This is a genomic window from Shinella pollutisoli (assembly GCF_024609765.1).
GTDB classification, from domain to species: domain Bacteria; phylum Pseudomonadota; class Alphaproteobacteria; order Rhizobiales; family Rhizobiaceae; genus Shinella; species Shinella pollutisoli.
Map to the genome: position 1 here is coordinate 1 of NZ_JANFDG010000043.1, position 25,612 is coordinate 25,612.

The window sequence follows — 25,612 nt, forward strand, 5'->3', positions numbered from 1 at the left end:
TCCATGGAAAGGCGATCACAGATCAGACGGCGGCTGCCAATGTGGGGGCAGAACACCGGTTACTATGCGCCTCCTTCTGGACCGAATAAATATCGCTCGGCACGGACGCCGCCGGCTGCCTGATGACATGCAAGCGCAGCGGCGATGTCTTTTATCGTTAACCTCACTTTATCGGCGGCGAGGCTTTGCCGAACTTTACTGACGGCTCTCGCCCCCAGACACGCAGCTTGCCGAGTTCTGACAAGAATTCCGAAAGCCCGCTTTCACCGGGAAGAGCGAGTACGCCTTCATCCAGTGCGTCATCGATCCCGGCCTTTTCAAGCAATGGCATTGCCGACGCGTCGTAGCCGATAAACTTGCAGTGCTGAAATGCATCGGCGACGAAGTCGCGGGCCGTCGCTTCCTTCACGAGGTCCTCGATACCCTCGGCGGAGGTCAGGAGTGCTACGGCGTCGAACAGGACCGAGGGGCCTCCGTCGATCATGTGATGCGCCTCGATCCACGATCCGTCGGATGCCGTGACGCCGCCAACCTTGGGCGCAACCAACTCGCAGACCGCCTTGTGCGTGGTAACGGCGGCCGTAAGTCCGTTCAGCAGCTCGGCATCGACACCATCGGTGACGAGAATACCGAGCTTGCGACCCTCGAAACGCTTCGGCCCGTTCTCGACGATGCTGAGGGCTGGAGATGGCTCAAGATCCTGACGCGTCTCGACCGCTGCCTCGGCAGGTTTCGGCATGGACTGGAGGCCGAGTTTCTGCGCGACGGTCGCTGCCAGCGTCTCGTCGATGTTGAGGAGATGCGAGACCATGCGTTCGCGGATAGCAGGCGTTTCCACTTTGCTCAGCTCGAAGGTGAGGGCGGCTGCGATGTGGCGCTGCTCGGGTGGCGTCTGGCTGATGTAGAATTGCCGGGCCTGGCTATAATGATCGGCAAAGCTTTCCGGGCGCAGCCGGCTCTTGGCGCCCTGCTCTTCGGCGGGGAAGTGCCGGTAGCCGCGCATCGGTGACTCGCGTGGACCCTCATCGAAGGAATTGGGCTGATAGTTCACCCGGCCGACGGGATTGCGCATCGCCATATGGCCATCCTGCTGGAAATGCGCGAAGGGACACTTCGGCGCGTTGATCGGCAGGTGCGTGAAGTTGGGGCTGCCAAGGCGTTTCAGCTGGGTGTCGAGATAGGAAAAGTTGCGGCCCTGCAGCAGCGGGTCGTTGCTGAAGTCGATCCCTGGCGGCACATTCTGCGTCATGAAGGCAACCTGTTCGGTCTCGGCGAAGAAGTTGTCCGGCATGCGATCGAGTACCAGTCGGCCGACCGGCTGGGGTTTGAGGATTTCCTCGGGAATGAGCTTGGTCGGATCGAGCACGTCGAAATCGAAACTGTCGGCGAAATCCTGGTCGAAGAGCTGGACCTGCAATTCCCATTCCGGGAAGTTGCCCGACTGGATCGCCTCCCAGAGGTCGCGGCGGTGGAAGTCGGGGTCCGCACCGTTGATCTTCACGGCCTCATTCCAGGCGACCGATTGGAGGCCGAGCTTCGGCTTCCAGTGGAACTTCACGAAGGTCGATTCGTCCTTGGCATTGACGAGGCGGAACGTATGGACGCCGAACCCCTCCATGAAGCGGAAGGAGCGCGGGATGGCGCGGTCCGACATGACCCACATGATCATGTGCATGCTCTCCGGCGTCAGACTGATGAAGTCCCAGAAATTGTCATGGGCGGACTGGGCCTGCGGAAAGGCGCGGTCAGGCTCGGGCTTCACTGCGTGGATGATGTCGGGGAACTTGATGGCGTCCTGGATGAAGAACACCGGGATGTTGTTGCCCACCAGATCCCAGTTGCCCTCCTGCGTATAGATCTTGACCGCGAAGCCGCGCACATCGCGGGCAAGGTCGAATGAACCCTTGCTGCCGGCGACGGTCGAGAAACGCACGAAGGCGGGTGTCTTCTCGCCGGCGCGCTGGAAGAGGTCGGCCTTGGTGTAGGCTGCAAGGGACTCGTAGGTCTCGAAATACCCATGAGCGCCATAGCCGCGGGCATGGACGACCCGTTCGGGGATCCGCTCATGGTCGAAGTGGAAAATCTTTTCGCGGAAATGGAAGTCGTCGACGACGAGCGGCCCGCGTGCGCCGACGCGCAGCGTGTTCTGGTCGTCCGCGACCGGCCCGCCCTGGGCGGTCGTCAGTGCCGGTGCTTCGCCCTCGGCGATCTGGTGAAGCTCGCCACCGGCGCCCCGCTTTAGTTTCACATCGTGGATCGTCGCGGTGTCGGTCGCGTCACGCGTTGTGGTTTTCTTGGCCATGGTACGGCTCCTGGATGATGTAGGGTCGAAGGTCGGCGATTGCCGCGAAACAAAAAGGCCGCCCTGGAAGGCGGCCTGATCGGTGCTGCTGGCAGTCTAGCTGGCCTTTTTCATCGAACCCTTGGCATTCGCCGAGGATTCGCCAAGCGCGGTGAGCTTCTGGTCGGTCGCAATCTCTTCCTGCAGATTGGCGTCGAGAAGCGGGATCGCATCCTTCAGACCGAGCTGCGCCGCCCAGGCCTTGAGCGTCCCGTAGCGGGCGATCTCGTAGTGCTCGACGGCTTGTGCCGAGGAGATGAGGCCGGCATCGAGGGCAGCGGTGCCCTTGTAGTCTTCCATGATCTCCTCGCCTTCGGCGATGATGCCCTGAATGGCTTCGCAGGTCTTGCCGCGGGCCGGCTTGCCGAGCATTTCGAACACCTGTTCGAGGCGCTCGATCTGCCCCTGGGTTTCGTCGCGGTGCTGCAGGAAGCCGGCCTTGCCTTCTTCCGACTGCGCCGCCCGCGCCATTTTCGGCAGAGCTTTCAGGATCTGCTTTTCGGCGAAATAGATGTCCTTGAGCGTGTCAAGGAACAGGTCGTTCAACGTCTTTTCCGTCGCTGGCATTGTACAATCCGATCACGTTTTCGAGAGGATGGGACTCACCAAACCATCGGAAGGGGACGACGTTCCTTACGCTGAAAAATAAATTTGTATGAGGCGTCGTGTCGGAGCGGTTTCTCATTTCATCAATCCGGCCGAACGCAGCGCATTCTCGATGACCGATTGGATGCCGCTGCCTGGCACCGCGTGTTGCGTTGTCTGCTCGTCCCTGGATATCGGTGCGTGCGCGCGCTCGCGACGCTCGAAGGAAGCGGCAAGGCCCCAGCTTCGTGCGATCTGCACCGTCGAGGAAACACCGATATCGAGCATGAAGGGTGCGGCCCGGCCATATCCCAGGGATGTATCGAGAGGCGTGCCGTGGCCCATGCCGGATATCGTGTAAAGATCGATGGCGTCAAACCCGCGGTCGTCACGCCAGACCGATCGGGAATGCCGCTCGAATGTTTCGACCGCGGGGGGGCGGTGCGAAACGGAATGCACGCCGCGCCACTGCTCAACGATGGCGGCCGCGTTCGCTGGAACCACCGTGTTGTCGCTCGTTCCCTGCCAGACGGAAACCGTCGGCCATGCGCCGTCATGTCCAGAGGCGGCGCGCAGGTTGGCCTGTAAGGCGCACGTATCGGGAAGACCTTGTCCACGCATGCGATCGAACGCTTCCGGGACGGTCGTCGCTACGGCATAGGGGAGACCGGCGATGATGGCTCCGCCGGCAAAGACCTCCGGGTAGCAGGCCAGCATGGCATTGGCCATGGCGCCGCCGGCAGAAAGGCCGGTGATGTAGATTCGGCGTTCATCAATGCCATGTTCGGCCACCACGGCGGCGATCATCTGCCTGATAGACATCGTTTCGCCCTGATCCCGCGCGGTGTCGGCAGCGTTGAACCAGTTGAAGCACAGGTTCGCGTTGTTCTGCCTATTCTGTTGGGGGAAAAGGACAATAAAGCCGTAGTCCTCGGCGAGCGCGGACCAGCCTGAACCGACATCGTAGCTGGCGGCGGTTTGCGTGCAGCCGTGCAGCACGACCACCAGAGCCGGCCCCGCCGGCAATTGCTTCGGCACATGCTGCCACGCCGCCAAGGCGCCCGGGTTTCCGCCGAAATGATCGAGCTTCTTGAGAATGGAGCCGGGCGATGTCGCAGGCTTGGCTGAGCGCAGTCGCGCGAGCCGTTCGAGTGTATCAGATAGCGATCTCATGAGGAGCTCCAGGTAGCGCGCCGGATTGGCCGCATACACTGGAACCCCTCCGCAGCATTAAAGTTGCTGCGCTGCACAATAATTCTCCTGGCGAATGAACGGAAAGAAGCCGCCCCGAGAGGGCGGCTTCCAGATTGCTTATCGTGTAACAATCAAGGCTGCTTCTTCATCGTCACGCTGGCGTCCGCCGAGAGCTGCTGCAGCCGATGCGATAAAGGCGCCGACGAGAAGGGACAGGGCGCCAAGCATCGCCGCCGTCGCGGCGGATTTTCGGGCCTGGTCGGCGGCTTTGAGGGCGGCGTTCTTCGCATCCTCGATCTGAGTCAGCACCTGATCGACCCGGGCGCGCGCCTCTTCGGGTGGGATACCGGCGCGTGACGCAACGATTGATGAGATATAAGCCCGGTCGGCCTCCGGCACGCCGTCATTTACCGCACCTTGCATCAGGATGCGGGAAATCTCGGCCGTGGCCGATGCATTGTCCGCTTGAGCGCGGCTCGCAAGATCCTGCGGGCGCAACAGCATATCCGTGAAGTAGTCGGTCGCAGCATCGGGTGCGGCCGCATCGCCGTTTGCCGCGGCCGCGGTGCCCGCAACCGTGGCGGTGGCTGCCGTCGTCGATACCGCCTGGGCGCCTGCGCCGGTGAGCGAGGTGAATGCAGAGCCTGCCATGCCAACGACAACCACCGTTGCCAGTGCCCAGCTTAGAAAGCCGTGCGCGGTGTCACGGAAGAACACCTCATCCGTATGGACGTTAGCCCACTTGGCGCGCAGGCGGCCGGTCAGATAGCCGCCGAGCGCGGAGGCCAACCACTGGACGACCACGAACCAGATCGCTGCCGTGACGCCGACGGTGGTGAAGGAAGCGCTGTCGCCCGACCACGGCGAGACCATCGTGAGGCCGACGCCGGAGCCAAGCAGAAGGAGAATAATCGTGGCGGCCGCTGCGGCCACCGCGCCGCCGATGACCGGCCCCCATGCGAGGGCCGGTGTGCTGGATTCCACACCGACATCGGAAACACCCGAGCTGTAAAGGGACATGCCCGCCTCCTATCGCAGGAAAAGGACGAGCAGGATGACGATCGGCAGGGGAATACCCAGAAGCCAGAGAAGAATGCCGCGACCCATTTTGAACACCTCCAGTAATGCGCGAGCGAATACCCGCACCTGGCGCCCCAACTCTTTGAATCTCCTGATGTTCCATGAAACAGCGCGGCAATTTCTATTTTTCAAATTGAGGAACCATGCGACAAGCAGGGTGTTCCAATAGGTGTGTTTCGGCATGGAATAAGGGCTCTGACTCACTTTTGATGAAATCAAGTGCTGGCTGATGTTGGTTTCACGCAAGGAATCAATACCATGGGCCATTCGCTCAGATCGTCGACGCTCGTCCCTCGCGGCTTTATAGTCGACAATACAGCCATTGATGACGACGTCATGTTGATCGCAGTCCGGCCGACGAGCAAAGCAAGCTTTTGCCCAATCTGTGGAACAAGGTCGGAACGAATCCACAGTCGATATCAACGACGCCTGGCTGACCTGCCCTTGGTGGGAAAGCCCGTTCGGCTTGTCATTGAAGCGCGCCGGTTCCACTGCGATGCACTGCTATGCGGTCGGCGAATCTTCGCCGAGCGCTTCGACGGAGACATTCTCGCGCCTTCGGCGCGGCGAACCGCCAGGCTTGACCACATCGTCCATCATCTCGGACTTGCACTGGGTGGCAGGCCAGCGGCCACCTTTGCCAAAAGGCTGATGTTGCCGGTCAGCAACGATACGCTGCTGCGCGTCGTGCGGCGACGCGGCAGTCCGCGCTTTGTCCCACCCACCGTGATCGGTATCGACGACTGGGCGTGGCGACGAAATCAACGCTATGGGACCATCATCTGCGATCTGGAACGGCGCAAAACCATTGCTCTCCTGCCGGATCGGGAGCCGTCGACGGCCCAGGCCTGGCTCTCGGACCAACCTCAGATCAGCATCGTCGCTCGCGACCGCGGCGGTGGTTACGCGACGGCTGCAGCCAGGGCGTTGCCACACGCCACCCAGGTCGCTGACCGCTGGCACTTAATGGAGAACGCCAGCCGGGCATTCCTCGATGCGGTCCGCAAATCGATGCGCCAGATCCGAACTGCGATCGGAGCGGCCACGATCAACCCCGAACTGCTGACGGCCGCCGAGAGGATCCAGTACGAGGGATATCTTCGCCGGGAAGACACCAACGCCGCAATTCTCGACATGGCCAAGTCCGGAGCAACAATCAAGGAGATCGTGCGCCGGACCGGATACAGTCGCGGCCTTGTCCGACGCGTACTGCGTGGTCAACGTTCGGATGTCTTCCGCGTCCGTGAGAACTCGCTTGAACTCTACCTGCCCTGGCTTGACGCTCAATGGACGGCCGGAAACCGGAATGGAACGGAGCTATGGCGGCAACTCAAGAGCCAAGGGTTCCGCGGCTGTCTTCGAGTTGTCACCGAGTGGGCCACACGCCGTCGAAAAGCAGAGAAGGTCGATGCGGGCGCGTTGAGCCGAGCGCCTTCGGCCAGGACCATTGCGCGTCTCATGACCATCGGCCGCGACGACCTTTCCAAATCTGAGACCGTGACGGTTGCGGCGATTGAGGGTGGCGTGCCGCTGCTGGTTGAGGCCCGGGAAGTCATCGCCGCCTTCCAGGCCATGATCCGCAAGAAATCTCTCGCTGATCTCGATACATGGTTGGAACGCGCTCGATCGGGCTTGGTCGCCTCCTTCGCCAACGGTGTCGTTAGAGACCGAGCAGCCGTCAGCGCAGCGATCTCTTCACCATGGTCCAACGGCCAGACGGAGGGGCAGATCACCAAGCTCAAACTTGTGAAACGCCAGATGTACGGCCGCGGAAAAATTGATCTCCTCCAAGCCCGCGTCATCGGCGCGGGATAAAATCCATCACCACCAAAACTGCGTCAGAGCCCCGTTTCGATGCCGATTGACAAAATGGATGCGTGAATGTGATTTCGGTTTCTGTGGTTCTCTCGGTCATTTTCAGCACTGCTTTCTTGGCCCGTTTGCGTTGAAGACCATTAAAGCCATCCCCCGCTCAGGATGTAGATGACCATGAAAAAGCTCGCGGCGGATAAGACGTAACCGGCTACGGTCGCGAAATCGTGTTTCTTCGGTTGTTGAAATAGGGAAGACATCGTGTCCTCCTCGCTTGGGGCCAGGGTAACAAACCCTCTAACAGCAGCGCCCGTAAAATAGCTGCTGGAATAAATACAGTGAACCCGTTCACCTAATTTTGCAACAAATCGTTTCGGAATTTTAGAAATGAATTCCGCTAATTTTGCGATCTACAATCAAGCAAGCAGACAGCAATTTTTCTCGACACAATTCTCTCTTATGTATTTCCCATCGGTATTGTTGATGAGTGCTGGAAGAATTCTGCCGATCGCGATGCCGACATCTTTTCGAGCTTTTGAGCGCGGCTGTACTGACATTGCTAGACAAGCGATAATGAGGAAGGTCGGTGCGGTTTCATCTCGGCTTTTTTTGTTAGCTGATCCTGCGTGCCAAGGCTTGTGATCATGAGGTGGAGTTGAAGTTGCGAGCAAGGGCCGAGGTTCCGAATATCTAGGCACGATGCAGTCGTTTCAGCGCTGCGCGGTTTCGATCGCCGACAAGTCGCTTTGCAGCTGAATTTTCGCGAGTGGCAACGCGGCGACGAGGACGAACCCCTCTTGCCGGTAGGAAACCGATGCCTCGCCAAAGGCTTGCAGGCTGGAAACAATGAGGCGTGAGCCAAAACCCTTGCGGTCCGGTTCGGAACTGGTAATGCGCGGGCCGTTTATTTCCCGCCAGCATGCGACAAGTGTTTCCATTCCCTCGCGGTGCTCGATATCCCATGTGACTTCGACATGCCCCTCTCCATTTGACAAGGCTCCATACTTTGAAGCGTTTGTGAGCAATTCGTGGAAGACCATCGCAAACGACAGGGCCGCCTGGGGGCCGAGCCGAACATCAGGCCCGCCTGCCCTGATACGAGGGCTCCCGTCCAATCCGATGTTCGTGCTGGCGACCGTCACGACGTCTGCGAGCGTTGCGCTTACCCAGTCCCTCTGCAACAGAATCTCATGGGCTTTGGCATAGGCTGCAATCCGCAATTGCAGCTTCTCGGTCGCATCGTCGAGTGATACCGCATTCCGCAGAGACTGCGTCACGATCGCCTGAACGACGGACAGCGTGTTCTTCATACGGTGAGCAAGTTCGTGCATAAGGAGGCGTTCACGCTCTGCCCGCTCGCGTTCCCCGGTCCTGTCGCGGAGGATCTTGATGAAGCCGATGGTTTTGTCGTTGGGCGCCCGCAACGCCATCATCTCGCCTGAAGCCCAGAACATCGTACCGTCGGCGCGCAGATGCCATCGCTCGTCACTGCCCCGGCCGCGGTTGAGGGCTGCGGTCATCTCCTTCTGCGGAACACCGTTCTCTCGATCTTCCTGCGTGAAGAAAACGGTGGCAGGTTTTCCGATCATGTCCCCGGCTTCCCAGCCCAATATCTTCACGGCGCCTTCGTTCCAGCTCGTCACGAGGCCGTCGAGGTCCATGGATATGATGGCGTAGTCGATCGCGCTTTGCACGATCGCTTCCAGGAATTGCTCTCGGGATGAAATCGTTCCGGTATCGCCTGCGATCTTCATGAAGCTATCTCGAACTCGGCCCAGCGAGTTATGCCACGGATCATATCGCGTGCGCAGTCATATATGTGCATTTGGAACGCGGCCGAAATCTAGGCGCGATTCATCGCTTTGAAGCATGCGATGATCTGGTCGAAACCGAATGGCTTTGAAAAGAACTTTGCTCCGGGCGGTAAATCCGTGCTCGCCGGCTGTATCCGGCCGGACGCCACGATGATTCCGGCATCGGGAAAACGCTCGGCAGCTCTATAGGCGACATCAAGGCCGGTCAGCTTACCTGGCAACTGGATGTCCGTAAAAAGCAGATGGATCGTCTGTTCGTTTATGATCTCGATAGCATGCTCTGCCGAGCCGGTATCTAGAACATCGAAGCCCGCCTCATGCAGTGCGTCAACCAATGTCAAGCGGATCAGCACTTCGTCTTCGACGACCAGAACTTTGCGCACGATACTCTCCTGCCAATCTTCACCAACCCTTGGAAGCACGCAACGTTCCGTCGTTGATCAAAGTCGCTGTGCATCATCGTGGGTCTTGTGGTTGTCAGGAAAAGGTCGCGCCGGGGGAACCATTTCCGTGCATCCGGGCGACTTCACGCCTTGCTGCCATAGGGAGCACGCAGTTGCTCAGGCATCGAACCCGCGCTTTCTTACTGTCAATTCCAGCACCGGCATACCGTCCTGGATGTGGTAGGCGTTTGTAACCGCATCCAGGCACAGCGCCGTAACCACGCCGTCACGAAGAATGTGAGCGACGTCATCAACGACAGATAGCAACAGAACAACCTGGATGCGCCTGAAGCCAGCCTTATCAAATGTCTCGATGACGATGTGTCTCTTGTCTTCGTGCGACCGGGCAGCGCGTCTTATCGGCTGGACTCCAAAGTTGTGAAAGGGATCAGCCGTGATGTTGTTGCTTGGTTTCGAAAACAGCAGGGGAATTCGCTTGATGCGCATTGTTGCTACACGCCTGTTGGGGCGGAAGCCTTGCGACCTTCAGCGATGGCGCCCTTGTCAAAAGCCAACGATGACGAACAGTACGCTTCGCCGTCTCATCCGTCGACCACTAACTTCGGGGTGCTACCGGCATGAAACGGCCTCAATTGAGGGCTTGCCAATGCGTGGTATCGGGCGCAAGGTCGATGTTCCAGCAGCCATTGATAAGGGCGCTGCTGTTTGAGGGTTGGTTACCCTGGCCCTGAAATGAAGGAGGACTCAATGTCTTCCGCACTCTTCCACAAACAGCAAAGACATGTATGGACCACCGCGGGCGGCTATGTGTTTTTTGCAGCCAGCCTGACGATGATCCTCGTCCTCCTCATGGAGGGTTGGCTATGGTAATCCTCATCTTCAAAGGGCCCGATATTCCGGGAACGCACCGCCGAACCGTCCTCCGGCAGATTCTCAAGAACGCCGACTATGAGACCCACAGCCTTGTGCCTGGACAGGAAACAAAGAATGAGGACGCGGCAAAACTTATCCGATTGATCAAGTCGGCGACGATCGATGCCGGAAACTATCCTCTATCCCGCAAAGCCCGCGCGCAAGAACAGCGCGCCGGTGTCGAGGTTTGGGAAAACGAGGGCGGCTCCACCGCAGCGTGGCCACGATGCCCAATCGTCTGACAGCGATCCTTGTCGCATTGGTTTTGACGGTCGGGTTTGTTTGGGCCTACCGCCCGGACCAAAGCCGCTATGATCGCCTTCATCCCTCCCAGTCGCGTCAGCCGGCATCGTCCCAGTAATTATTCTTCATCAGGACACCTCGCCATGGAAGACGGAAGAGCCGATATTGCCGAGCGTGTGAAAAACATCATCATTGGACAGTTGGCCGTCGAGAAATCGAAGGTCGTCGATGATGCTTCAATTGTCGATGACCTCGGCGCTGATTCCCTGGAGATGGTCCAAATCGTAATGCTCATCGAAGACGAGTTTGGGATCGCCATTCCTGACGAGCCAGCCGAGGAATTCCTGACGGTTCGGGACGCCATCGACTTCGTGGCCGCCTCACAGTCGTGACAGATAAGCGGATGCCTGGATGACGATCAGTCGTTGCGGGGTGAAGGAGTTGACGGATGACAGCGAATAGCGAACGGTTTTTCAAGCCGACAAAGACCACTGCGGACAAAAAGGCGTCGGAGACCAACTTGGTCGCCTGGAGGATCATCGACCAGGAGACGACAGCGCGAGAGAAGAAGACCGATAAGTTGCGCGCGCTCCGCCTGACCAAAGAGATGGCCAGTCCTACGCCGTTGCCGAAGCGAAAATAGCAATCGGAAGCATGCGGGTCGAAGATTCTCGACAGGAACGGCTACCGGCTTGAATATTCAAATTTTATCAAACCGAAAGCCGAAGGCGAAAATGCCTCCGGCTTCGCATCTTGCGAATCTCGTGCTTATCAGGACAAAGTGCGCCCGCAATCGAAGGTGACCTTGCTGAGGAGATCCGCCGGCACCTGGATATCCGCCATCGCGGCGGCGACGAGTTCGTCCCGCTTCGCACGGTTTTCGTATCCTTTGTAGGTTGCCAGATCGGTGCTGCTGGCGGTGGCGATGCGACCGGCCGTGGCAGAGCATATGCCCGCCAAAGTCTCTACCCGTGCGGTCTTGATCGCCTCGGTGCGCGCGCTGGTGGTCGAAACCCATCCCGCATTGAAAGCGATAATCGGTGCAGCCACGAGGCCAAGAACGAAACCCACTAAGTAGGGTTTTGCTTTTTCCATGTTCAGACTGAATGACATGACTTTACTCCCTATAATCGATGATTATCGGGATCGATAAAGGCCCGCGCTCGGACCTGGAGCCAATGGCAATCCGGACAGTTTCAGTATGCGCTTTAACGGACATAAAGGAAATGAAATTAAAGATTTTTCTTTGGTGTTTCGTGATGTTTTCTCGTCGTAAAATAAAAAATCAGGATTTTAATTTCTGTGATATGATGAATTCGATCGAAAAACGTATGAACTCATGGGTTGTCGACGAGTATTTACGGTCATGAGTCTAATTTTTTCTTTGAATTTCCGAGAATTTATGCGGTCTGCATCACGTTTTTGGATGGACATTATTTCTTTGAAGGGCGCCGGCGCGACTGTGTCCGGTGCTCACGGCGGCTTTTCGTAGCGAAGAGGCAGCCGTCCACCACGAGGAACGTTCCATGAGTCTCAGTTTTCCGAACCCGAGCAGAAGCTACGAAGAGGCGGGCAAGCGCATCCGCTTCATCGGTCATGACGGCGTGTTTGCAATCCCGTTCTTCGCGGCGACGGATATCTTTCCGACGGCGACCTCCGAAGCGGGTTATCTCAAGGCTTTCGACGCCGCCCGCGCCGCCATCGACACGGCCGCCCGCCGCGCCTATTCCGCCGCCCGCAAGCCGGCCTACGTCCTGACGCGCGCCGATTTCGGCTGAGAGCGCCTAACACTGGAGCGGAGCTTCGGCGACCCTTCACATCCCCAGAACGATTGCCGGGTTTCGCCCGGCCGGCTGCCTGGCCGCATCCGGGCAAAGGAATGATTATGGCCAGAGGCCAAGAGCGTGGCGTGGAAGACATTGGCAACTCGGAGACCGCTGTTGTCGAAAGAACCGGGGCCGAACGGATCCTCCACACCGAGGCGGGTTCCAAACCGCCGCCGGAGCCGCCAGCGGCTGCGGACGGGAAAGGCGACGGCGACCGTCCGTCGTCCGGCTTCGGTTTCCGCCGCACACCGGACGGGCCGTGGAACGATCCCATGCCGGTACGGGAGGAACTGTTCGGCATTGAAAGGCTCGAGCAGCACGCAGCGACCCTAGCGCTGGCCCAGCCGGTAACGAAGCGGCCGCCGTCCGTCCAGTCGCTGCACAAGCGCCTGAAGACCAACGCAGCGGTCCTGCTTGCCGCCTATCGTGCCAGCGCCCTGGAGGTGGAAAACGAGCGAGGGGTCGTACCGGCGGCCGAATGGCTGCTGGACAACTACCATCTGGTCGAGGAGCAGATCCGCGAGATTCATGATGACCTGCCGCCTAACTATTACAGGCAGCTGCCAAAACTCGCCGAGGGGCCCTTCGCCGGATATCCACGCGTCTTCGGCATTGCCTGGGCCTTCGTCGCGCACACCGACAGCCATTTCGATCCAGAGACGCTCGTCCGCTTCATCGCCGCCTATCAGAAGGTCCAGCCTCTGACGATCGGCGAATTGTGGGCTGTGGCGATCACCCTGCGCATCGTGCTCGTCGAGAACCTGCGCAGGCTTGCCGACCAGATCACCGCCGGGCGCCGCATGCGTGCCGAGGCGGATGCGCTGGCCGACCGGCTATTGGCGAACGAGGGTCGCGGCAGCGCGCTTGAAAGGGTCTCCGCCGACCCCCTGCCCGAGCTCTTCGCGGCCCAGCTTGCCAAACGGCTGCGCGACCAGGACCCCAGCACGACGCCGGCGCATGGCTGGCTGGAGGCGCGGCTGGCAAGGCAGGATAGCTCGGTGGATGCCGTGGTGCGGCATGCCCAGCAGCGCCAGGGCGCGTCGAATGTCACGATCAGGAACATCATCACCAGCATGCGGCTGATCAGCGATGTTGACTGGGCCGATCTTTTTGAAAAGGTCAGCCTCGTGGATGCGTGCCTTTCGGCCGACGGCAGCTTCGCCCGCATGGATTTCGCCACGCGCAACCTCTATCGCAGCGCCCTCGAAGACCTCGCCCGCGGCTCGGACCTGTCGGAACTCGACATTGCCGGGCAGGCGTTGAAAGCGGCGCAGGCCGCACCGTTCGCGGGGGACACCGCCTCGCAGGCCGAACGTGTCGGCGATCCGGGCTACCACCTGATCGCGGAAGGCCGGCCGGCTCTAGAGCGCGCGGTCGGGTTCCGCCCGCCCCGGCATCTGATCGCTGGGCGGCTGGCGGCGCGCACGGGCATTACCGGTTATGTCGGGGCGATCGGGCTCGTGACGGCGATGCTTCTGGCGCTTGCGCTATGGCTGCTGTCCATCGCCGGTCTCTCGGCGCCCGGCTTGATCGTCTTCGCGGTGCTGGCGCTGTTGCCGGCAAGCGATATCGCGACGGCGCTCGTCAACCGCTTCGTGAGCTGGAGCCACAGCGCGACCGGTCTGCCGGGACTGGAACTCGCGCAGGGCGTCCCATCGTCGTCACGCACGCTGGTCGTCGTGCCGACGCTCCTGAGCAATCGTGCCGACCTGCTGGAGCAGATCGAGCGGCTGGAGGTCCATCATCTCTCGGGCGCGGGCGGCGACCTGAGCTTCGCTTTGCTGACCGACGGAAAGGACGCCTCGCAGGAGACCGTCGAGGGCGATGGCGCGCTTCTCGCGCTCGCTGTTGAGACCATGGCCGACCTCAACCGCCGGCACGGGCCGGGTCCGGCCGGCGACCGCTTCCTGCTGCTGCATCGAAAGCGCCGGTTCAATGCCAGCGAGAATGTTTGGATGGGCTGGGAGCGAAAGCGCGGCAAGCTGCACGAGCTCAACCGCCTGCTGCGCGGCGCCACCGACACCAGCTTCATGGCGCTTGGCGGAAAGTCGCCATCCGTCCCGCCGGACGTGCGCTATGTCATCACCCTCGATGCGGATACGAAATTGCCGCGCGACACGGTCCTGCGGCTGATCGGCAAGATGGCGCATCCCCTCAACCGGCCGCGCTTCGATACCGTGCAGCAGCGGGTCGTCGACGGCTATGCGATCATCCAGCCGCGCGTCACCCCGTCGCTTCCCATCGGCCGCGAAGGCTCGCTCTACCAGCGGGTCTTTTCCGCGCCCGGTGGCATGGATCCCTATGCGGCGGCCGTTTCCGACGTCTATCAGGACCTGTTCGGCGAGGGTTCCTATACCGGCAAGGGCATCTATGATGTCGATGCCTTCGAGGCGGCGCTGGCCGGCCGCATTCCGGAGAATACCCTTCTCAGCCACGATCTCTTCGAGGGCACGTTCGCGCGGGCGGGGCTCGCCTCCGATGTCGAGGTGGTCGACGATTTTCCGTCGCGCTACGACGTTGCCGCCCGGCGCCAGCACCGCTGGACACGCGGTGACTGGCAGCTGCTGCCGTGGATATTCGGGCGGCGGGCACTTCCCGCACTCGGCCGCTGGAAGATGCTGGACAATCTGCGCCGCACCCTCATCGCGCCGTCGACATTCGCAGCGCTCGTGGCTTGTTGCGCGATGCCGTTGCAGGCGGGCGTGACCGCGGCGCTGCTGGTCGCTTCATGCATCGTCTTTCCCGCCTTCCTGCCGGTGGCCTTCGCCATCCTGCCGCGCCGCAGCGGCCTGCAACTGAGCAGTCATGCCGTCAGGCTTGCAGGCGATATCAAACTCGCCGCGATGCAGACGGCGCTCGGCCTGTCCTTCCTGTCCGATCAGGCCTGGCGCAATTGCGATGCCGTGCTCAGAACCGCCGGTCGGCTGCTGGTGACGCGCAGGAAACTCTTGGAGTGGACGACCGCCGCGACATCTGGAAACCGGATGCGGCTGACGCTTGCCGGCTTCTACCGTGACATGGCGGGCGGCACTGTCGTCGGGCTGGTCCTCCTGGCCGCTGCTGTCGCGTTTTCGCCGGTCGCCTGGCCTCTGGCGCTGTTGCTGGCACTCCTCTGGTCGGCCGCGCCCGCCATCGCGCTCTGGGTCAGCCGGTCGCCGACGGCACGGCCGGGCAGGGCGCTTTCGAATGCCGATGCGGCGGAACTCCGGCTCGTCGCGCGGCGCACATGGCGGTTCTTCGAGACCTTCGTTACCCCGCTGGAAAACATGCTGCCGCCGGACAATTTCCAGGAAACCCCGCTCCCCGTCATCGCCCACCGGACTTCGCCGACCAATATCGGCCTCTATCTTCTCTCGACGGTCGCCGCGCGCGACTTCGGCTGGGTGGGAACGCTTGAAGCGCTCGAAAGGCTGGAGGCGACTTTTTCGACGCTCAAGCGGCTCGACCGGTTCAACGGGCATTTCTTCAACTGGTACGATACACGTGATCTCAGAACCCTCGCTCCCCCCTACGTCTCCTCCGTCGATAGCGGCAATCTCGCCGGCCACCTGATCGCGCTGGCGAATGCCTGCGAGGAGTGGGCCGCGACGCCGCCGGCGGAAGACGGGGAGGGTTTCGGCGATACGCTGGCGCTCGCCCGCATGGCTCTCAGCGAGACGGCCGGCAATCCCGGTGCCAACCTGACAGCCATTCTCGACGAGGCCGAAACCCTCGTGCGTGGCCCGCAATCCATCGAGGCCGCAACACCCGCATTGACACGGCTTCTGGACAAGGCGTTGAAGCTGGCCGAGCAGGCAGGACCTGCCGATGGCGGTAAGGCCGCCGATCTGACCTTCTGGATCGGGGCGCTCGGGCGATCCGTCACGCAGTCCGTGCGCGACCGGCAGGCGTTCCGCGACGATGCCGCCTCCGTGCGAGCCCGGCTGCAAACGCTTGCGGACACAGCCCGCACCATGGCGCTCGACATGGATTTCGGCTTCCTGTTCGATCCCGACAGGAAGCTCCTGTCCATCGGCTATTCGCTCGCCGACAACGGGCTCGACCCGAACTGCTACGATCTGCTTGCTTCTGAAGCCCGGCTTGCGAGCTTCTTCGCCATCGCCAAGGGCGATATCAGCACGCGCCATTGGTTCCGCCTCGGCCGGGCGGCGACGCCGCTCGGCAGCGGCTCGGCGCTGATCTCCTGGTCGGGCTCGATGTTCGAATATCTCATGCCGTCGCTCGTGATGCGCGCACCGGCGGGAAGCCTGCTCGACGACACGAACAGGCTGATCGTCGCACGGCAGGAGGCCTATGGGCGGTCGCGGCACGTGCCCTGGGGCATATCGGAATCCGCCTTCAATGCGCGTGACATCGAGTTCACCTATCAATATTCCAACTTCGGCGTGCCGGGGCTCGGCCTCAAGCGCGGGCTCTCAGGCAACATGGTCATCGCCCCCTATGCCACCGGCCTTGCCGCCATGGTCGATCCCCATGCTGCGCTCGAAAACTACCGGCATCTCGAATCCCTTGGCGCGCGCGGCGTGCACGGCTTCTACGAGGCTCTGGACTTCACCCGCGCCCGCCTGCCAGAAGACGCCCGCGTCGAGATCATCCGCAGCTATATGGCCCACCACCAGGGTATGACCATCGTCGCCATCGCCGTCCTCCTGCAGGACGGGCGTATGCGGGCGCGGTTCCACCGCGAGCCCATGATCATGGCCAGCGAACTCCTGCTGTCGGAACGCATGCCGCGCGACGTGGCGATCGCCCGCCCGCGCGCCGAGGAGGTCAAGGCATCCGCGGGCATTTCGCTGAACCCGGCGCCGTCGGTGCGCCGGCTCTCGCTGCCCGTCGCCGGCGCGCCGGTCACGCATCTCCTGTCCAACGGGCGCTATGCGGTCATGCTGACGGCCTCGGGCGGCGGCTACAGCCGCTGGCGCGATATCGCCGTCACGCGCTGGCGCGAGGATGCGACCCGCGACGATTGTGGCGCTTTCATCTTTCTCAGGGACATGCAGACCGGCACGATCTTCTCCCCCACGCTCCCGGTAGTCGGCGACAGGGCCGAGGCCTCGGTGGTCTTCGGCGAGGATCACGCGCAATATATTCGCCATGACGAGACGCTGACGACGGAGATGGATGTCATCGTCTCCGGCGAGGACGACGGCGAGGTGCGCCGGATCTGCCTCACCAATAGCGGGCGGCGGGCGCGCGAGATCGAGCTGACCTCCTATGCCGAACTGGTGCTTGCCACGCCGGCAACCGACAACGCGCATCCCGCCTTCGCCAAGATGTTCGTCGAGACCGAGCATCTGGCCGAATACGGCGCGCTCATCGCCACGCGCCGCCGCCGGGCGCCTTCGGAGGCCGAGATCTGGGCCGCCCACTTTGCCGTGGTTGAGGGCGATGCGATTGCCGATCCGCAATACGAATCCGATCGCGCCCGTTTCCTGGGCCGCGGCCGTTCCATCGCCAACGCCGCCGCCATCCACGACGGGCAGGCGCTTTCCAACACCGCGGGAACCGTGCTCGATCCGATCTTCGCGCTACGCCGCAGCGTGCGGGTGCTTCCCGGCAAAGTGGCGCGCATTGCCTTCTGGACGGTCGTCGCACGGTCGCGAGAAGAGCTTCTTGAACGCATCGACAAGCACCACGACAGAAGCGCCTTCGAGCGGGCGAAGACGCTCGCCTGGACCCAGGCGCAGGTGCAGCTTCACCATCTCGATATGGATCTGGAGGAGGCGTCGGACTTCCAGCGTCTTGCCGCGCCCATCCTCTATGCCGACGCGCGCTTCCGTCCCGCCTCGGATGCCATCCTCGCCGGTGCCGGGCCGCAGTCGGGCCTGTGGCCTTACGGCATTTCCGGCGACCTGCCGATCGTGCTGCTGCGCATCGAGGATACCGAAGACCTTCCCCAGCTGCGCCAGATGCTGCGCGCACACGAATATTGGCGCATCAAGCGGCTCGCCGTCGATCTGGTGATCGTCAACGAACGTGCCGCCTCCTATGTGCAGGACTTGCAGAACGCCGTTGAAGCCGCCGTGCGCTCCAGCCAGTCCCGCCCGCGTTTCGGCGACATGCCGGCGCAGGGCGCGGTGCATGTGCTGCGCACCGATTTCCTGAACCAGGAGACGAAGAATCTCCTGAACGCCACCGCGCGCGTCGTGCTGTCCGCCCATCATGGCCTCATCGCCGATCAGCTCGCACGCCTTTCTGCTGGCGTCGAGCGCTCGGCTTCTCTGCCGCCATCCTTTCCCTCGAAATCCTCGGCCGAGATGGTCGCGCCACCGGTGGATCTAGAATTCTTCAACGGGCTGGGCGGGTTCGATCGGAACGGCACGGAATATGTGACCGTGCTGGAAAACGGCGCGATGACCCCGATGCCCTGGATCAACGTCATCGCCAATCCCGCCTTCGGTTTCCAGGTGTCGAGCGATGGCAGCGCCTATAGCTGGGCGGAAAACAGCCGTGAGAACCAGATCACGCAATGGTCCAACGACCCGGTCGGTGACCCCTCCGGCGAGGCGCTGTACATCCGCGACGAGGAGACGCTGGAACTCTGGAGCCCGACGGGCCAGCCGATCCGGGACGGCGGGCGTTATGTGGCGCGCCACGGCTTCGGTTACAGCCGTTTCGCGCATCGGGCGCACGGGATCGAAAGCGACCTGCTCTCCTATGTGCCGCTTGCCGATCCCATCCGCATTTCACGGCTGACGCTGACCAACCATTCGTCGCGGCCGCGCCGCCTGTCGGTCACGAGCTATGCCGAATGGGTGCTCGGCACCCTGCGGGGTGCAAATGCGCCGTTCATCGCCACATCTCTTGATGCGGAGACCGGCGCGATCTTCGCCCGCAATCGATCCGCAATGGGATTTCCCGGTCGCATCGCCTTTGCCGATCTCGGCGGCCGGCAGACCGCATGGACTGGCGACCGCGCGGAATTCCTCGGGCGGGGCGGCAGCTCCGCGCGACCGGCGGCGCTTACAAGAAGAAAGCCCCTCGGCGCCAAGGTCGGCGCGGGTCTCGATCCGTGTGCCGCATTGCAATGCACGATCGATCTCGAGCCGGGCGAAAGCATCGAGCTCGTCTCCTTTCTTGGCGAGGCCGCTTCGGCCGAGGAAGCCGGCGCGCTGATCACCCGCTACCGCGCCGCCGATCTCGATACGGTTCTTGCCGACGTGACCGAGCATTGGCGGACGCTGTTGCAGACCGTGCAGGTCAGGACGCCGGACCGGGCGATGGATATCATGCTGAACGGCTGGCTGCTCTACCAGACGCTCGCCTGCCGCATCTGGGCGCGCTCGGCCTTCTACCAGGCAAGCGGCGCCTATGGTTTCCGTGATCAGTTGCAGGACGGTATGGCGCTCGCTTTCGCCCGGCCGGAGGAGACGCGGGCGCATATCCTCCGCGCCGCCGGGCGGCAGTTTGCCGAAGGCGACATGCAGCATTGGTGGTTACCCCATTCCGGCGCAGGTGTTCGCACGCGGATTTCCGACGACCGCGTGTGGCTCGCCTTCGCCACCGCGACCTATATCGGAACGGCCGGCGACGCGCCGATCCTTGATGAAGCCATCCCGTTCCTGGATGGGCCGGTCCTCGCCGAGGGAGAACACGATGCCTTCTTCCAGCCGACGCCCTCCGGCCAGTTCGCATCGCTCTTCGAGCATTGCGCCCGCGGCCTTGACCAGGCTGTCGCGCTCACCGGCCGGCATGGCCTGCCCCTGATGGGCACCGGCGACTGGAACGACGGTATGAACCGGGTGGGCGAGGGGGGCGGGGGCGAAAGCGTCTGGCTTGGTTGGCTCCTTATCCGCGCGATCGACCTGTTTGCACCGCTTGCGGAGAGCCGCGACCCCGAGCGCGCTGCGCGCTGGAAGGCGCATGCGCAGACGCTCAAGGCTTCCATTGAACAGGAAACCTGGGACGGGGCCTGGTACCGGCGCGCCACTTTCGATGACGGCTCATGGCTGGGATCGAAGGACAATGACGAATGCCGGATCGATAGCATCGCCCAGTCCTGGGCGGTCCTGTCCGGCGCTGCCGATCCCGCCCGCGCCGCCGCCGCCATGGCGTCGCTGGAAACTCACCTGATCCGCAAGGAGGACGGCCTCGCGCTCCTCTTCACGCCGCCGTTCGATGCGACCCCGCGTGATCCGGGCTACATCAAGGGCTATCCGCCGGGTCTGCGCGAAAACGGCGGCCAGTACAGCCACGCTGCCATGTGGGCGATCCTCGCTTTCGCCCGGCTGGGGGAGGGCGACAAGGCGCACGGTCTCTTCGCGCTCCTCAACCCGATCAACCATGCGGGCACGCCGGAGGCGGCGCTGCGCTACAAGGTCGAGCCCTATGTGGTGGCCGCCGACGTCTATTCGGTCGCGCCGCATATCGGGCGCGGCGGCTGGACATGGTACACCGGCTCCGCCGCCTGGATGTACCGTGCCGGCATCGAGGGCATCCTCGGCCTGCGCCGGCAAGGCGGAGTGCTCGTGATGGAACCCTGCCTGCCGGCATCATGGCCGCAGGTCGAGGTGACGGTCAAATTGGGAGACACTTGCTACAATATCGAGGTCAGACGGGCTTCCGATCGACCACCCTCCGCGACGTTGGACGGCTCTTCATTGCCCCACGCCGGCGGCCCGATACGTTTGCCCGTGGATGGTGACAGGCATGTTCTGGTGCTGGTTGAATGAGCTGTCGATGAAGCTCGAAAGTCGCGTCCGCCTAGAATTTATCACGGTACAAACGGCGAACTTGGTGTTCGAGGCTGGATTGCCCGGCTCGCTAGCGCAGGCTGGGCATAGGGAACGATGTGGCTCAATACCAGCGCCCACGGCCATAAAAGCCGCCGCCCAAGAGAACGACGACAAGGAGGATGATAACAAGGGTGGTGATGTCCATGACAGGCTCCGGTGAGTGCTCGTGATCGTCTTGCCGTAGGTGGCATGTGCGGACGGCACTTCACTTCACCTCAACGCTCCATGACCGTCCTTGTTCCAGAGCAAACCCGCCGTGTTGCCGCTGTTTGCCACAGCGCCTGAAAAGGCGCAAAATCGATTGCAGGCGGCGGACGTCCATCGCCCCGCTTTCCATGGCAGCCATGCCGGGAGGTCGAAATGATTTTGCGGGATATGACAAGGGCGGAATGCGAGGCCACGCTCTCGACGAACTCCATCGGCCATCTGGGATGTATCTCCGGCAACCGGCCCTATGTCGTGCCGATCCGCTACGTCTATCAGAAACGCGTCTTCTACAGTTTTTCACTGCCGGGAAAGAAGATCGACAGCCTTCGCTTCAATCCGCGCGTCTGCGTGCAGGTCGAACAGCTGGTGACCTCGGAGGAATGGAAAAGCGTCCTTCTGGAGGGCCTCTATCGGGAATTGCCTGACGACGAAAAGGACCATGGCGAACATATGCGCGCCTGGCAGCTCCTGCAGGAGCGCGGCAACTGGTGGGAACCGGGCGCCTACAAGCCTGAAGGGGTTGCGCATCCGGATGCGCAAACGCGGCCGGTCTTCTATCGCGTGGAGATCGACACATTGTCGGGGCGGCAAGCAACGATGGCCTGACGGCAGGCGGGGGTATTCATGTGAGCGAGCCTCAAGGTCTCGGCGCTCGGCTCGTCGTCTCGATTTGACAACTGCGGCGCCTGCGCCAGATTTCTGCTTGCATCGGTTCGGGGAGATGAGGTTGCCATGCGCAGTCATGCCCGGCGAATAGGCTCATCCGTCAGAAGGATGATCGGCGGCGAGACGCGCGGCCATACAAGCCCGGTTTCGTCAATGCGCAGCTTCTGGGGCCTGATGCGCGCCTACTGGTTTTCCGAAAGCTGGCGCGAGGCCTGGGGACTGACATGCGCCATCCTTGTGCTGACGGCATTGTCCGCCCAGGCCAGCGTCTGGTTCGCTGTCACCTCGGGCGAACTGATCAACCGGATCGCCAATTTCCACCATCCGACCACACCCACCACGCCCACGGCCCTGTTGACAACAGCGGCAACGCTTGCCGCGATCGCGATCATGAAGGACGTGTGTTTCACGGCAGTCCGCCATTTCTTTTCGACCACGCTCCACCGCAAGTGGCGCGAATGGCTCGACCGACGCTTCAACGAAGCCCTGCTCGATACTAACCACACGCATTTCCATCTTCAGCAATTCGGATCCGACGCGGCCGGATCGGCTATGCGCCGGGCCTGATTCCCTACATGGACAACAAGGTCAGCCTGCAGCACTACGTTACGGGTGCCGAGCTGGCCAATGCACTCATCAACGAGTGCTCGTGGTTCATCCACGTCATGCCCGACATTGCGACGCTCAGGGCGAACGCCCGCCGCATAACCGATCTCGCGGAGGCGATCGAAACCGTTCAGCGGCCCGAGGCTTTCTATTCGCAAACCGGCCTGTACGAATTCCAGTATACCAAGCAGGATTCCGCGCTCGGCCTCGCTCTTCGGCGGATCGAACTTCTGCATGCGGGCGCGGATCTTCCTTTTCTGGCCGCCGCTGATCTACGGTTCCTGCCGGGCGAGTGGACCTTGGTCATTGGCGAGTCGGGGAGCGGCAAGACCTCGCTTCTCAAGGCGATCAACGGTCTATGGGCGCATGGTCGCGGCACGATCGCAATGCCGAGGCATGTCAGGACCCTGTATGCCGCCCAGGACGTCAAGCTTCAGGCCGTATCCTTGAAGGATCTCGTCTGTCTTCCGGATGCGGCCGAGGACTACCCGGATACGCGTGTCGCGGTGGCGTTGCACGAGGCGGGGCTCGGCGAACTCATCGACGAACTCCTGAAGGATGGCCGCGACGGCCAAAGCTGGGACCTGCTCCTGTCCGGAGGCCAAAAGCAGAAGCTCGTCCTTGCCAGGATCCTTTTGCTCCGGCCCGGCCTCCTGTTTCTCGACGAGGCAACGAGCGCGCTCGATACCCAGGCCGTATACGCTTTCCATCAGGCGATCAGGGATCATTGCCCGGAGGCGACGGTGATCGCCGTCATGCACGACGTTTCGCCCATACGATCCGCGAGCGGCGCCGATTTCTTCGACAGCGTGCTTGCCGTCGAGAACGGCAGGGCGGAAAAAACACCCATCGCGGCGTGGCGTCAGGCGGAGGCGGGGTGACGGCAGTTGGGCCGGTTCAAATTTTCAACGCCCGATGCCGTTTTTGAGCGCTCCGATTGGGTGATGCCAAATGGAACCTCGTCCATCCCTGATGGGTTTCTCCTCGTTAGATCGGGCGCTACCGGCATTCCGCCGGCACTCCCAAATTGGAGAATGTCATGAGAACGATGTTGATTGCGATCGGCCTGGTATCTGCTCTGGGCGGGTCGGCTTTCGCAGCCGAGCCTGCCAAGATGGTCTACACCAAAATGGGCAAGGCTCTGGCCGACGAAAAGGGGATGATCCTCTACACCTTCGACAAGGATGCCAAAGGCAAATCCAACTGCGATGCGGATTGCCTGAAGAAATGGCCGGCATTCCACGCTGCCGCGAACGCCAAGGCGGAAGGAGAATGGTCGCTGGTCAAAGCGGCGGACGGCATGGAGATGTGGGCCTATGAAGGCAAGCCGCTCTACACATATGCCGAGGACAAGAAGGCCGGTGAAGCCAATGGCGACGGCGTCGGGGGCGTTTGGCATCTGGCCAAGTAATCAAATCCGCGATCCTTTGAACGGGCGGTCTTCAGATCGCTCGCAGTTTTAACGAAAGAAGGATGGAGCCGGCAATTTTCTCAGTCGAAGGTGCCGGGTTTGTTGTGTGGATGTGCCTCCGGGATGCACGGGTCTCCCTATGGGCTCGACAGCATACGGGCAATCGCGTCTGCGATTGCGTGATCTTCGTAGGGTTTCGCGAAGAACCGGCTACCCGTTGGCAGGGTGCTGTCTTCGATGATTGCTTGGCCGGACGCGACGATCAACTTCACCGGCGGCCATTGATCGCGGATGTAGTGCGCCAGTTTGATGCCGTCCATCGTTCCTGACATCTGTACATCCGTGAACACCAGGTCGATGTCCGCTCTCGCTTCAAGGATGCGAATGGCCTCGTCGGCGTCCCGGGCCTCAAGGGCCTCGTAACCGGCAGATAGCACCAGATCGACGGCGCTCATCCGGATGAGTGCACTGTCTTCGACCACGAGGATGACCGCCTTTTTGTTGAACATCTGAGCCTCATCAGGGCATCGTTTGAAGCGAAGCCTGTCCGCTCCCTGATAGAGCGTTCCAATTGTAGATACGTTCCGAGGCGGCGGCTGGAAGTTAGGTTTGGCGGCGCGCGTTTCCTCGGTACCTGATGATCACGGCGGTGCCGGGATTTGCGTCGCTCACCTGGATTTCACTCTCCAGGTTCCTGGCAAGCGCTTCTACGATGCCGGTCCCCAGGCCAGATTTTGGGGCAAGGTTGCCGGTCGGCATGCCGATGCCGTCGTCGGTGACAGAAAGCGTCCAGTCGCTGCCCGTCGAGCAATAGTCGATGACGATCGTGCCGGGATGTTGACCCGGAAAGGCGTGCTTGAGCGCGTTGATCACCAATTCTATCACGATGAGCCCGAGGCTGATAGAAACGTCGGCCTCTACCACGCTGTCATCCACGTTCACCGATATCGAAAGCCGGCCGTCGTCCGCGATCATTGACGCGCCGAGGCTTTCGCAAAGCTGCGTGAAGTAGGTGTGCAGTTCAACGTTGCCGGCGCTGGACATAGAAAGCTGCCGTTGCACGGCCGCGATCGACATAACCCGGTGGTGAGCGTTGTGAAGGTGGCCGCGCGCTTCCTCAGATTGAATCTGGCGTGCGCTCTGCATGAGCACGCTGGCACTGTTTGCGACCCGGTGTTGGACCTCCTGCATCAGGATGGCCTTTTCCCGGATAAGGTCATCCTTCAGTCTCGCTTCGGCACGCGCGTCCGTTACGTCGGTGATGGCCAGCAGCAGCCGGATACGCGCCGTGTCGCCGTCGTCGAGAATCTGCGCATTGCCGATCAACTGTCGCGTTTTGCGGTTCGGCCGCTGGAGATCGATTTCGTAGGCCTCGATCCGCGCGCTTCCGGACGCGGTCGCCTGCAGGAGGGAGGCGAGCTTGGGCATTGCCCATTCGCCGTTTCCAAGCGAAGCGAGCGTTCTGCCGGGGATTGTCGCAGGATCGATTTCGAACGTCCGGCAGAACGATGTGCTCGCTGCTATGACCTTCTGGTCTCTGGAAAGGAAAAGCAGCGGCTCGTTCGATGAAACCACCACGGCAAGCGTACTCGCCGCTTAGAAATGAACTATTGGTGCGTTCGACATAGAAATGGCCCTCGAGGGCCGAAAACTCGCGGGGCACGAGCCATCAGTCGGCAGGAAAGTCGCCGGATGCAAATCCTCATGCGACGTTCAGAGACATCATATCATATCGAACCCGAACAGGCACGGCACTTAATGGGCATGCTCGTTGAT

At 61.6% G+C, this 25,612-nt stretch carries 21 protein-coding genes; 10 read left to right on the forward strand and 11 right to left on the reverse strand.

Annotated features, from left to right (window positions below):
* Positions 1-163: 163 nt before the first annotated feature.
* The 5 genes from katE to NNZ72_RS23895 form a co-directional block, all read right to left on the reverse strand.
* Positions 164-2,302, reverse strand: a complete 2,139-nt coding sequence (gene katE / locus NNZ72_RS23875; protein WP_257318175.1) for a catalase — start codon at positions 2,300-2,302, stop codon at positions 164-166.
* A 96-nt stretch (positions 2,303-2,398) separates the two neighbouring features.
* Complete coding sequence (locus tag NNZ72_RS23880; RefSeq protein WP_257318176.1) at positions 2,399-2,908, reverse strand: YciE/YciF ferroxidase family protein; 510 nt, start codon at positions 2,906-2,908, stop codon at positions 2,399-2,401.
* 114 nt (positions 2,909-3,022) lie between these two features.
* Positions 3,023-4,099, reverse strand: a complete 1,077-nt coding sequence (locus tag NNZ72_RS23885) for an extracellular catalytic domain type 1 short-chain-length polyhydroxyalkanoate depolymerase (RefSeq protein ID WP_257318197.1) — start codon at positions 4,097-4,099, stop codon at positions 3,023-3,025.
* A gap of 138 nt (positions 4,100-4,237) precedes the next feature.
* Positions 4,238-5,140: a hypothetical protein gene (locus tag NNZ72_RS23890; protein ID WP_257318177.1), complete on the reverse strand. Its 903-nt coding sequence runs from the start codon at positions 5,138-5,140 to the stop codon at positions 4,238-4,240.
* A 9-nt stretch (positions 5,141-5,149) separates the two neighbouring features.
* Complete coding sequence (locus NNZ72_RS23895; RefSeq protein ID WP_257318178.1) at positions 5,150-5,467, reverse strand: hypothetical protein; 318 nt, start codon at positions 5,465-5,467, stop codon at positions 5,150-5,152.
* Between NNZ72_RS23895 and NNZ72_RS23900 the strand changes: the two genes are divergently transcribed.
* Positions 5,459-7,015, forward strand: a complete 1,557-nt coding sequence (locus NNZ72_RS23900; protein WP_257318179.1) for an ISL3 family transposase — start codon at positions 5,459-5,461, stop codon at positions 7,013-7,015. The genes NNZ72_RS23895 and NNZ72_RS23900 overlap by 9 nt on opposite strands.
* A gap of 707 nt (positions 7,016-7,722) precedes the next feature.
* Here the strand turns inward: NNZ72_RS23900 and NNZ72_RS23905 are convergent.
* The 3 genes from NNZ72_RS23905 to NNZ72_RS23915 all read right to left on the reverse strand — a co-directional run bounded on the left by NNZ72_RS23905 (position 7,723) and on the right by NNZ72_RS23915 (position 9,716).
* Complete coding sequence (locus NNZ72_RS23905) at positions 7,723-8,766, reverse strand: sensor histidine kinase (RefSeq protein WP_257318180.1); 1,044 nt, start codon at positions 8,764-8,766, stop codon at positions 7,723-7,725.
* 89 nt (positions 8,767-8,855) lie between these two features.
* Positions 8,856-9,209: a response regulator gene (locus tag NNZ72_RS23910; RefSeq protein WP_257318181.1), complete on the reverse strand. Its 354-nt coding sequence runs from the start codon at positions 9,207-9,209 to the stop codon at positions 8,856-8,858.
* Positions 9,210-9,386: 177 nt separating this feature from the next.
* Entirely contained in the window at positions 9,387-9,716 is a 330-nt protein-coding gene (locus NNZ72_RS23915) for a hypothetical protein (RefSeq protein ID WP_257318182.1), read from the reverse strand.
* 377 nt (positions 9,717-10,093) lie between these two features.
* Between NNZ72_RS23915 and NNZ72_RS23920 the strand changes: the two genes are divergently transcribed.
* The 3 genes from NNZ72_RS23920 to NNZ72_RS23930 all read left to right on the forward strand — a co-directional run bounded on the left by NNZ72_RS23920 (position 10,094) and on the right by NNZ72_RS23930 (position 11,028).
* The gene (locus NNZ72_RS23920; RefSeq protein ID WP_257318183.1) at positions 10,094-10,384 is read left to right on the forward strand and encodes a hypothetical protein; all 291 of its coding nucleotides are present in this window, start codon (positions 10,094-10,096) and stop codon (positions 10,382-10,384) included.
* Positions 10,385-10,528: 144 nt separating this feature from the next.
* Entirely contained in the window at positions 10,529-10,777 is a 249-nt protein-coding gene (locus NNZ72_RS23925) for an acyl carrier protein (protein WP_257318184.1), read from the forward strand.
* Between the two features lie 56 nt (positions 10,778-10,833).
* On the forward strand, positions 10,834-11,028 hold the full coding sequence (locus NNZ72_RS23930) for a hypothetical protein (RefSeq protein ID WP_257318185.1): 195 nt from the start codon (positions 10,834-10,836) through the stop codon (positions 11,026-11,028).
* Between the two features lie 128 nt (positions 11,029-11,156).
* On the opposite strand, the gene NNZ72_RS23935 is transcribed toward NNZ72_RS23930, so the two are convergent.
* Positions 11,157-11,498 (reverse strand): hypothetical protein, encoded by a 342-nt coding sequence (locus NNZ72_RS23935; protein ID WP_257318186.1) that lies wholly within the window; start codon positions 11,496-11,498, stop codon positions 11,157-11,159.
* Between the two features lie 413 nt (positions 11,499-11,911).
* Between NNZ72_RS23935 and NNZ72_RS23940 the strand changes: the two genes are divergently transcribed.
* From NNZ72_RS23940 to NNZ72_RS23965, 6 genes are all read left to right on the forward strand, one after another.
* Positions 11,912-12,163 carry a DUF1488 family protein gene (locus NNZ72_RS23940; protein ID WP_117370440.1) on the forward strand — a complete coding sequence of 84 codons (252 nt, stop codon included), beginning with the start codon at positions 11,912-11,914 and terminating at the stop codon, positions 12,161-12,163.
* 320 nt (positions 12,164-12,483) lie between these two features.
* Positions 12,484-20,883: a GH36-type glycosyl hydrolase domain-containing protein gene (locus tag NNZ72_RS23945; RefSeq protein WP_257318198.1), complete on the forward strand. Its 8,400-nt coding sequence runs from the start codon at positions 12,484-12,486 to the stop codon at positions 20,881-20,883.
* Positions 20,884-21,306: 423 nt separating this feature from the next.
* Entirely contained in the window at positions 21,307-21,759 is a 453-nt protein-coding gene (locus NNZ72_RS23950) for a pyridoxamine 5'-phosphate oxidase family protein (RefSeq protein ID WP_257318187.1), read from the forward strand.
* Between the two features lie 126 nt (positions 21,760-21,885).
* Positions 21,886-22,386, forward strand: a complete 501-nt coding sequence (locus NNZ72_RS23955; protein ID WP_257318188.1) for an ABC transporter family protein — start codon at positions 21,886-21,888, stop codon at positions 22,384-22,386.
* Positions 22,387-22,394: 8 nt separating this feature from the next.
* Positions 22,395-23,306, forward strand: coding sequence for an ATP-binding cassette domain-containing protein (locus tag NNZ72_RS23960; RefSeq protein WP_257318189.1), 912 nt, complete (start codon positions 22,395-22,397; stop codon positions 23,304-23,306).
* A 158-nt stretch (positions 23,307-23,464) separates the two neighbouring features.
* The gene (locus tag NNZ72_RS23965; RefSeq protein ID WP_257318190.1) at positions 23,465-23,836 is read left to right on the forward strand and encodes a COG4315 family predicted lipoprotein; all 372 of its coding nucleotides are present in this window, start codon (positions 23,465-23,467) and stop codon (positions 23,834-23,836) included.
* Between the two features lie 137 nt (positions 23,837-23,973).
* On the opposite strand, the gene NNZ72_RS23970 is transcribed toward NNZ72_RS23965, so the two are convergent.
* Positions 23,974-24,345 carry a response regulator gene (locus NNZ72_RS23970; protein ID WP_257318191.1) on the reverse strand — a complete coding sequence of 124 codons (372 nt, stop codon included), beginning with the start codon at positions 24,343-24,345 and terminating at the stop codon, positions 23,974-23,976.
* 94 nt (positions 24,346-24,439) lie between these two features.
* Positions 24,440-25,414: a sensor histidine kinase gene (locus NNZ72_RS23975; protein WP_257318192.1), complete on the reverse strand. Its 975-nt coding sequence runs from the start codon at positions 25,412-25,414 to the stop codon at positions 24,440-24,442.
* Positions 25,415-25,612 lie beyond the last annotated feature (198 nt).

What these genes read in the sequence shown, in the direction of transcription:
- NNZ72_RS23965 (WP_257318190.1), top strand. Translation starts at nt 23,465, where the DNA reads ATGAGAACGATGTTGATTGCGATCGGCCTGGTATCTGCTCTGGGCGGG.
- NNZ72_RS23950 (WP_257318187.1), top strand. Translation starts at nt 21,307, where the DNA reads ATGATTTTGCGGGATATGACAAGGGCGGAATGCGAGGCCACGCTCTCG.
- NNZ72_RS23970 (WP_257318191.1), bottom strand. Translation starts at nt 24,345, where the DNA reads ATGTTCAACAAAAAGGCGGTCATCCTCGTGGTCGAAGACAGTGCACTC.
- NNZ72_RS23885 (WP_257318197.1), bottom strand. Translation starts at nt 4,099, where the DNA reads ATGAGATCGCTATCTGATACACTCGAACGGCTCGCGCGACTGCGCTCA.
- NNZ72_RS23960 (WP_257318189.1), top strand. Translation starts at nt 22,395, where the DNA reads ATGGACAACAAGGTCAGCCTGCAGCACTACGTTACGGGTGCCGAGCTG.
- NNZ72_RS23920 (WP_257318183.1), top strand. Translation starts at nt 10,094, where the DNA reads ATGGTAATCCTCATCTTCAAAGGGCCCGATATTCCGGGAACGCACCGC.
- NNZ72_RS23945 (WP_257318198.1), top strand. Translation starts at nt 12,484, where the DNA reads ATGCCGGTACGGGAGGAACTGTTCGGCATTGAAAGGCTCGAGCAGCAC.
- NNZ72_RS23880 (WP_257318176.1), bottom strand. Translation starts at nt 2,908, where the DNA reads ATGCCAGCGACGGAAAAGACGTTGAACGACCTGTTCCTTGACACGCTC.
- NNZ72_RS23955 (WP_257318188.1), top strand. Translation starts at nt 21,886, where the DNA reads ATGCGCAGTCATGCCCGGCGAATAGGCTCATCCGTCAGAAGGATGATC.
- NNZ72_RS23915 (WP_257318182.1), bottom strand. Translation starts at nt 9,716, where the DNA reads ATGCGCATCAAGCGAATTCCCCTGCTGTTTTCGAAACCAAGCAACAAC.
- NNZ72_RS23905 (WP_257318180.1), bottom strand. Translation starts at nt 8,766, where the DNA reads ATGAAGATCGCAGGCGATACCGGAACGATTTCATCCCGAGAGCAATTC.
- katE (WP_257318175.1), bottom strand. Translation starts at nt 2,302, where the DNA reads ATGGCCAAGAAAACCACAACGCGTGACGCGACCGACACCGCGACGATC.
- NNZ72_RS23895 (WP_257318178.1), bottom strand. Translation starts at nt 5,467, where the DNA reads ATGGCCCATGGTATTGATTCCTTGCGTGAAACCAACATCAGCCAGCAC.
- NNZ72_RS23925 (WP_257318184.1), top strand. Translation starts at nt 10,529, where the DNA reads ATGGAAGACGGAAGAGCCGATATTGCCGAGCGTGTGAAAAACATCATC.
- NNZ72_RS23890 (WP_257318177.1), bottom strand. Translation starts at nt 5,140, where the DNA reads ATGTCCCTTTACAGCTCGGGTGTTTCCGATGTCGGTGTGGAATCCAGC.
- NNZ72_RS23940 (WP_117370440.1), top strand. Translation starts at nt 11,912, where the DNA reads ATGAGTCTCAGTTTTCCGAACCCGAGCAGAAGCTACGAAGAGGCGGGC.
- NNZ72_RS23935 (WP_257318186.1), bottom strand. Translation starts at nt 11,498, where the DNA reads ATGTCATTCAGTCTGAACATGGAAAAAGCAAAACCCTACTTAGTGGGT.
- NNZ72_RS23930 (WP_257318185.1), top strand. Translation starts at nt 10,834, where the DNA reads ATGACAGCGAATAGCGAACGGTTTTTCAAGCCGACAAAGACCACTGCG.
- NNZ72_RS23900 (WP_257318179.1), top strand. Translation starts at nt 5,459, where the DNA reads ATGGGCCATTCGCTCAGATCGTCGACGCTCGTCCCTCGCGGCTTTATA.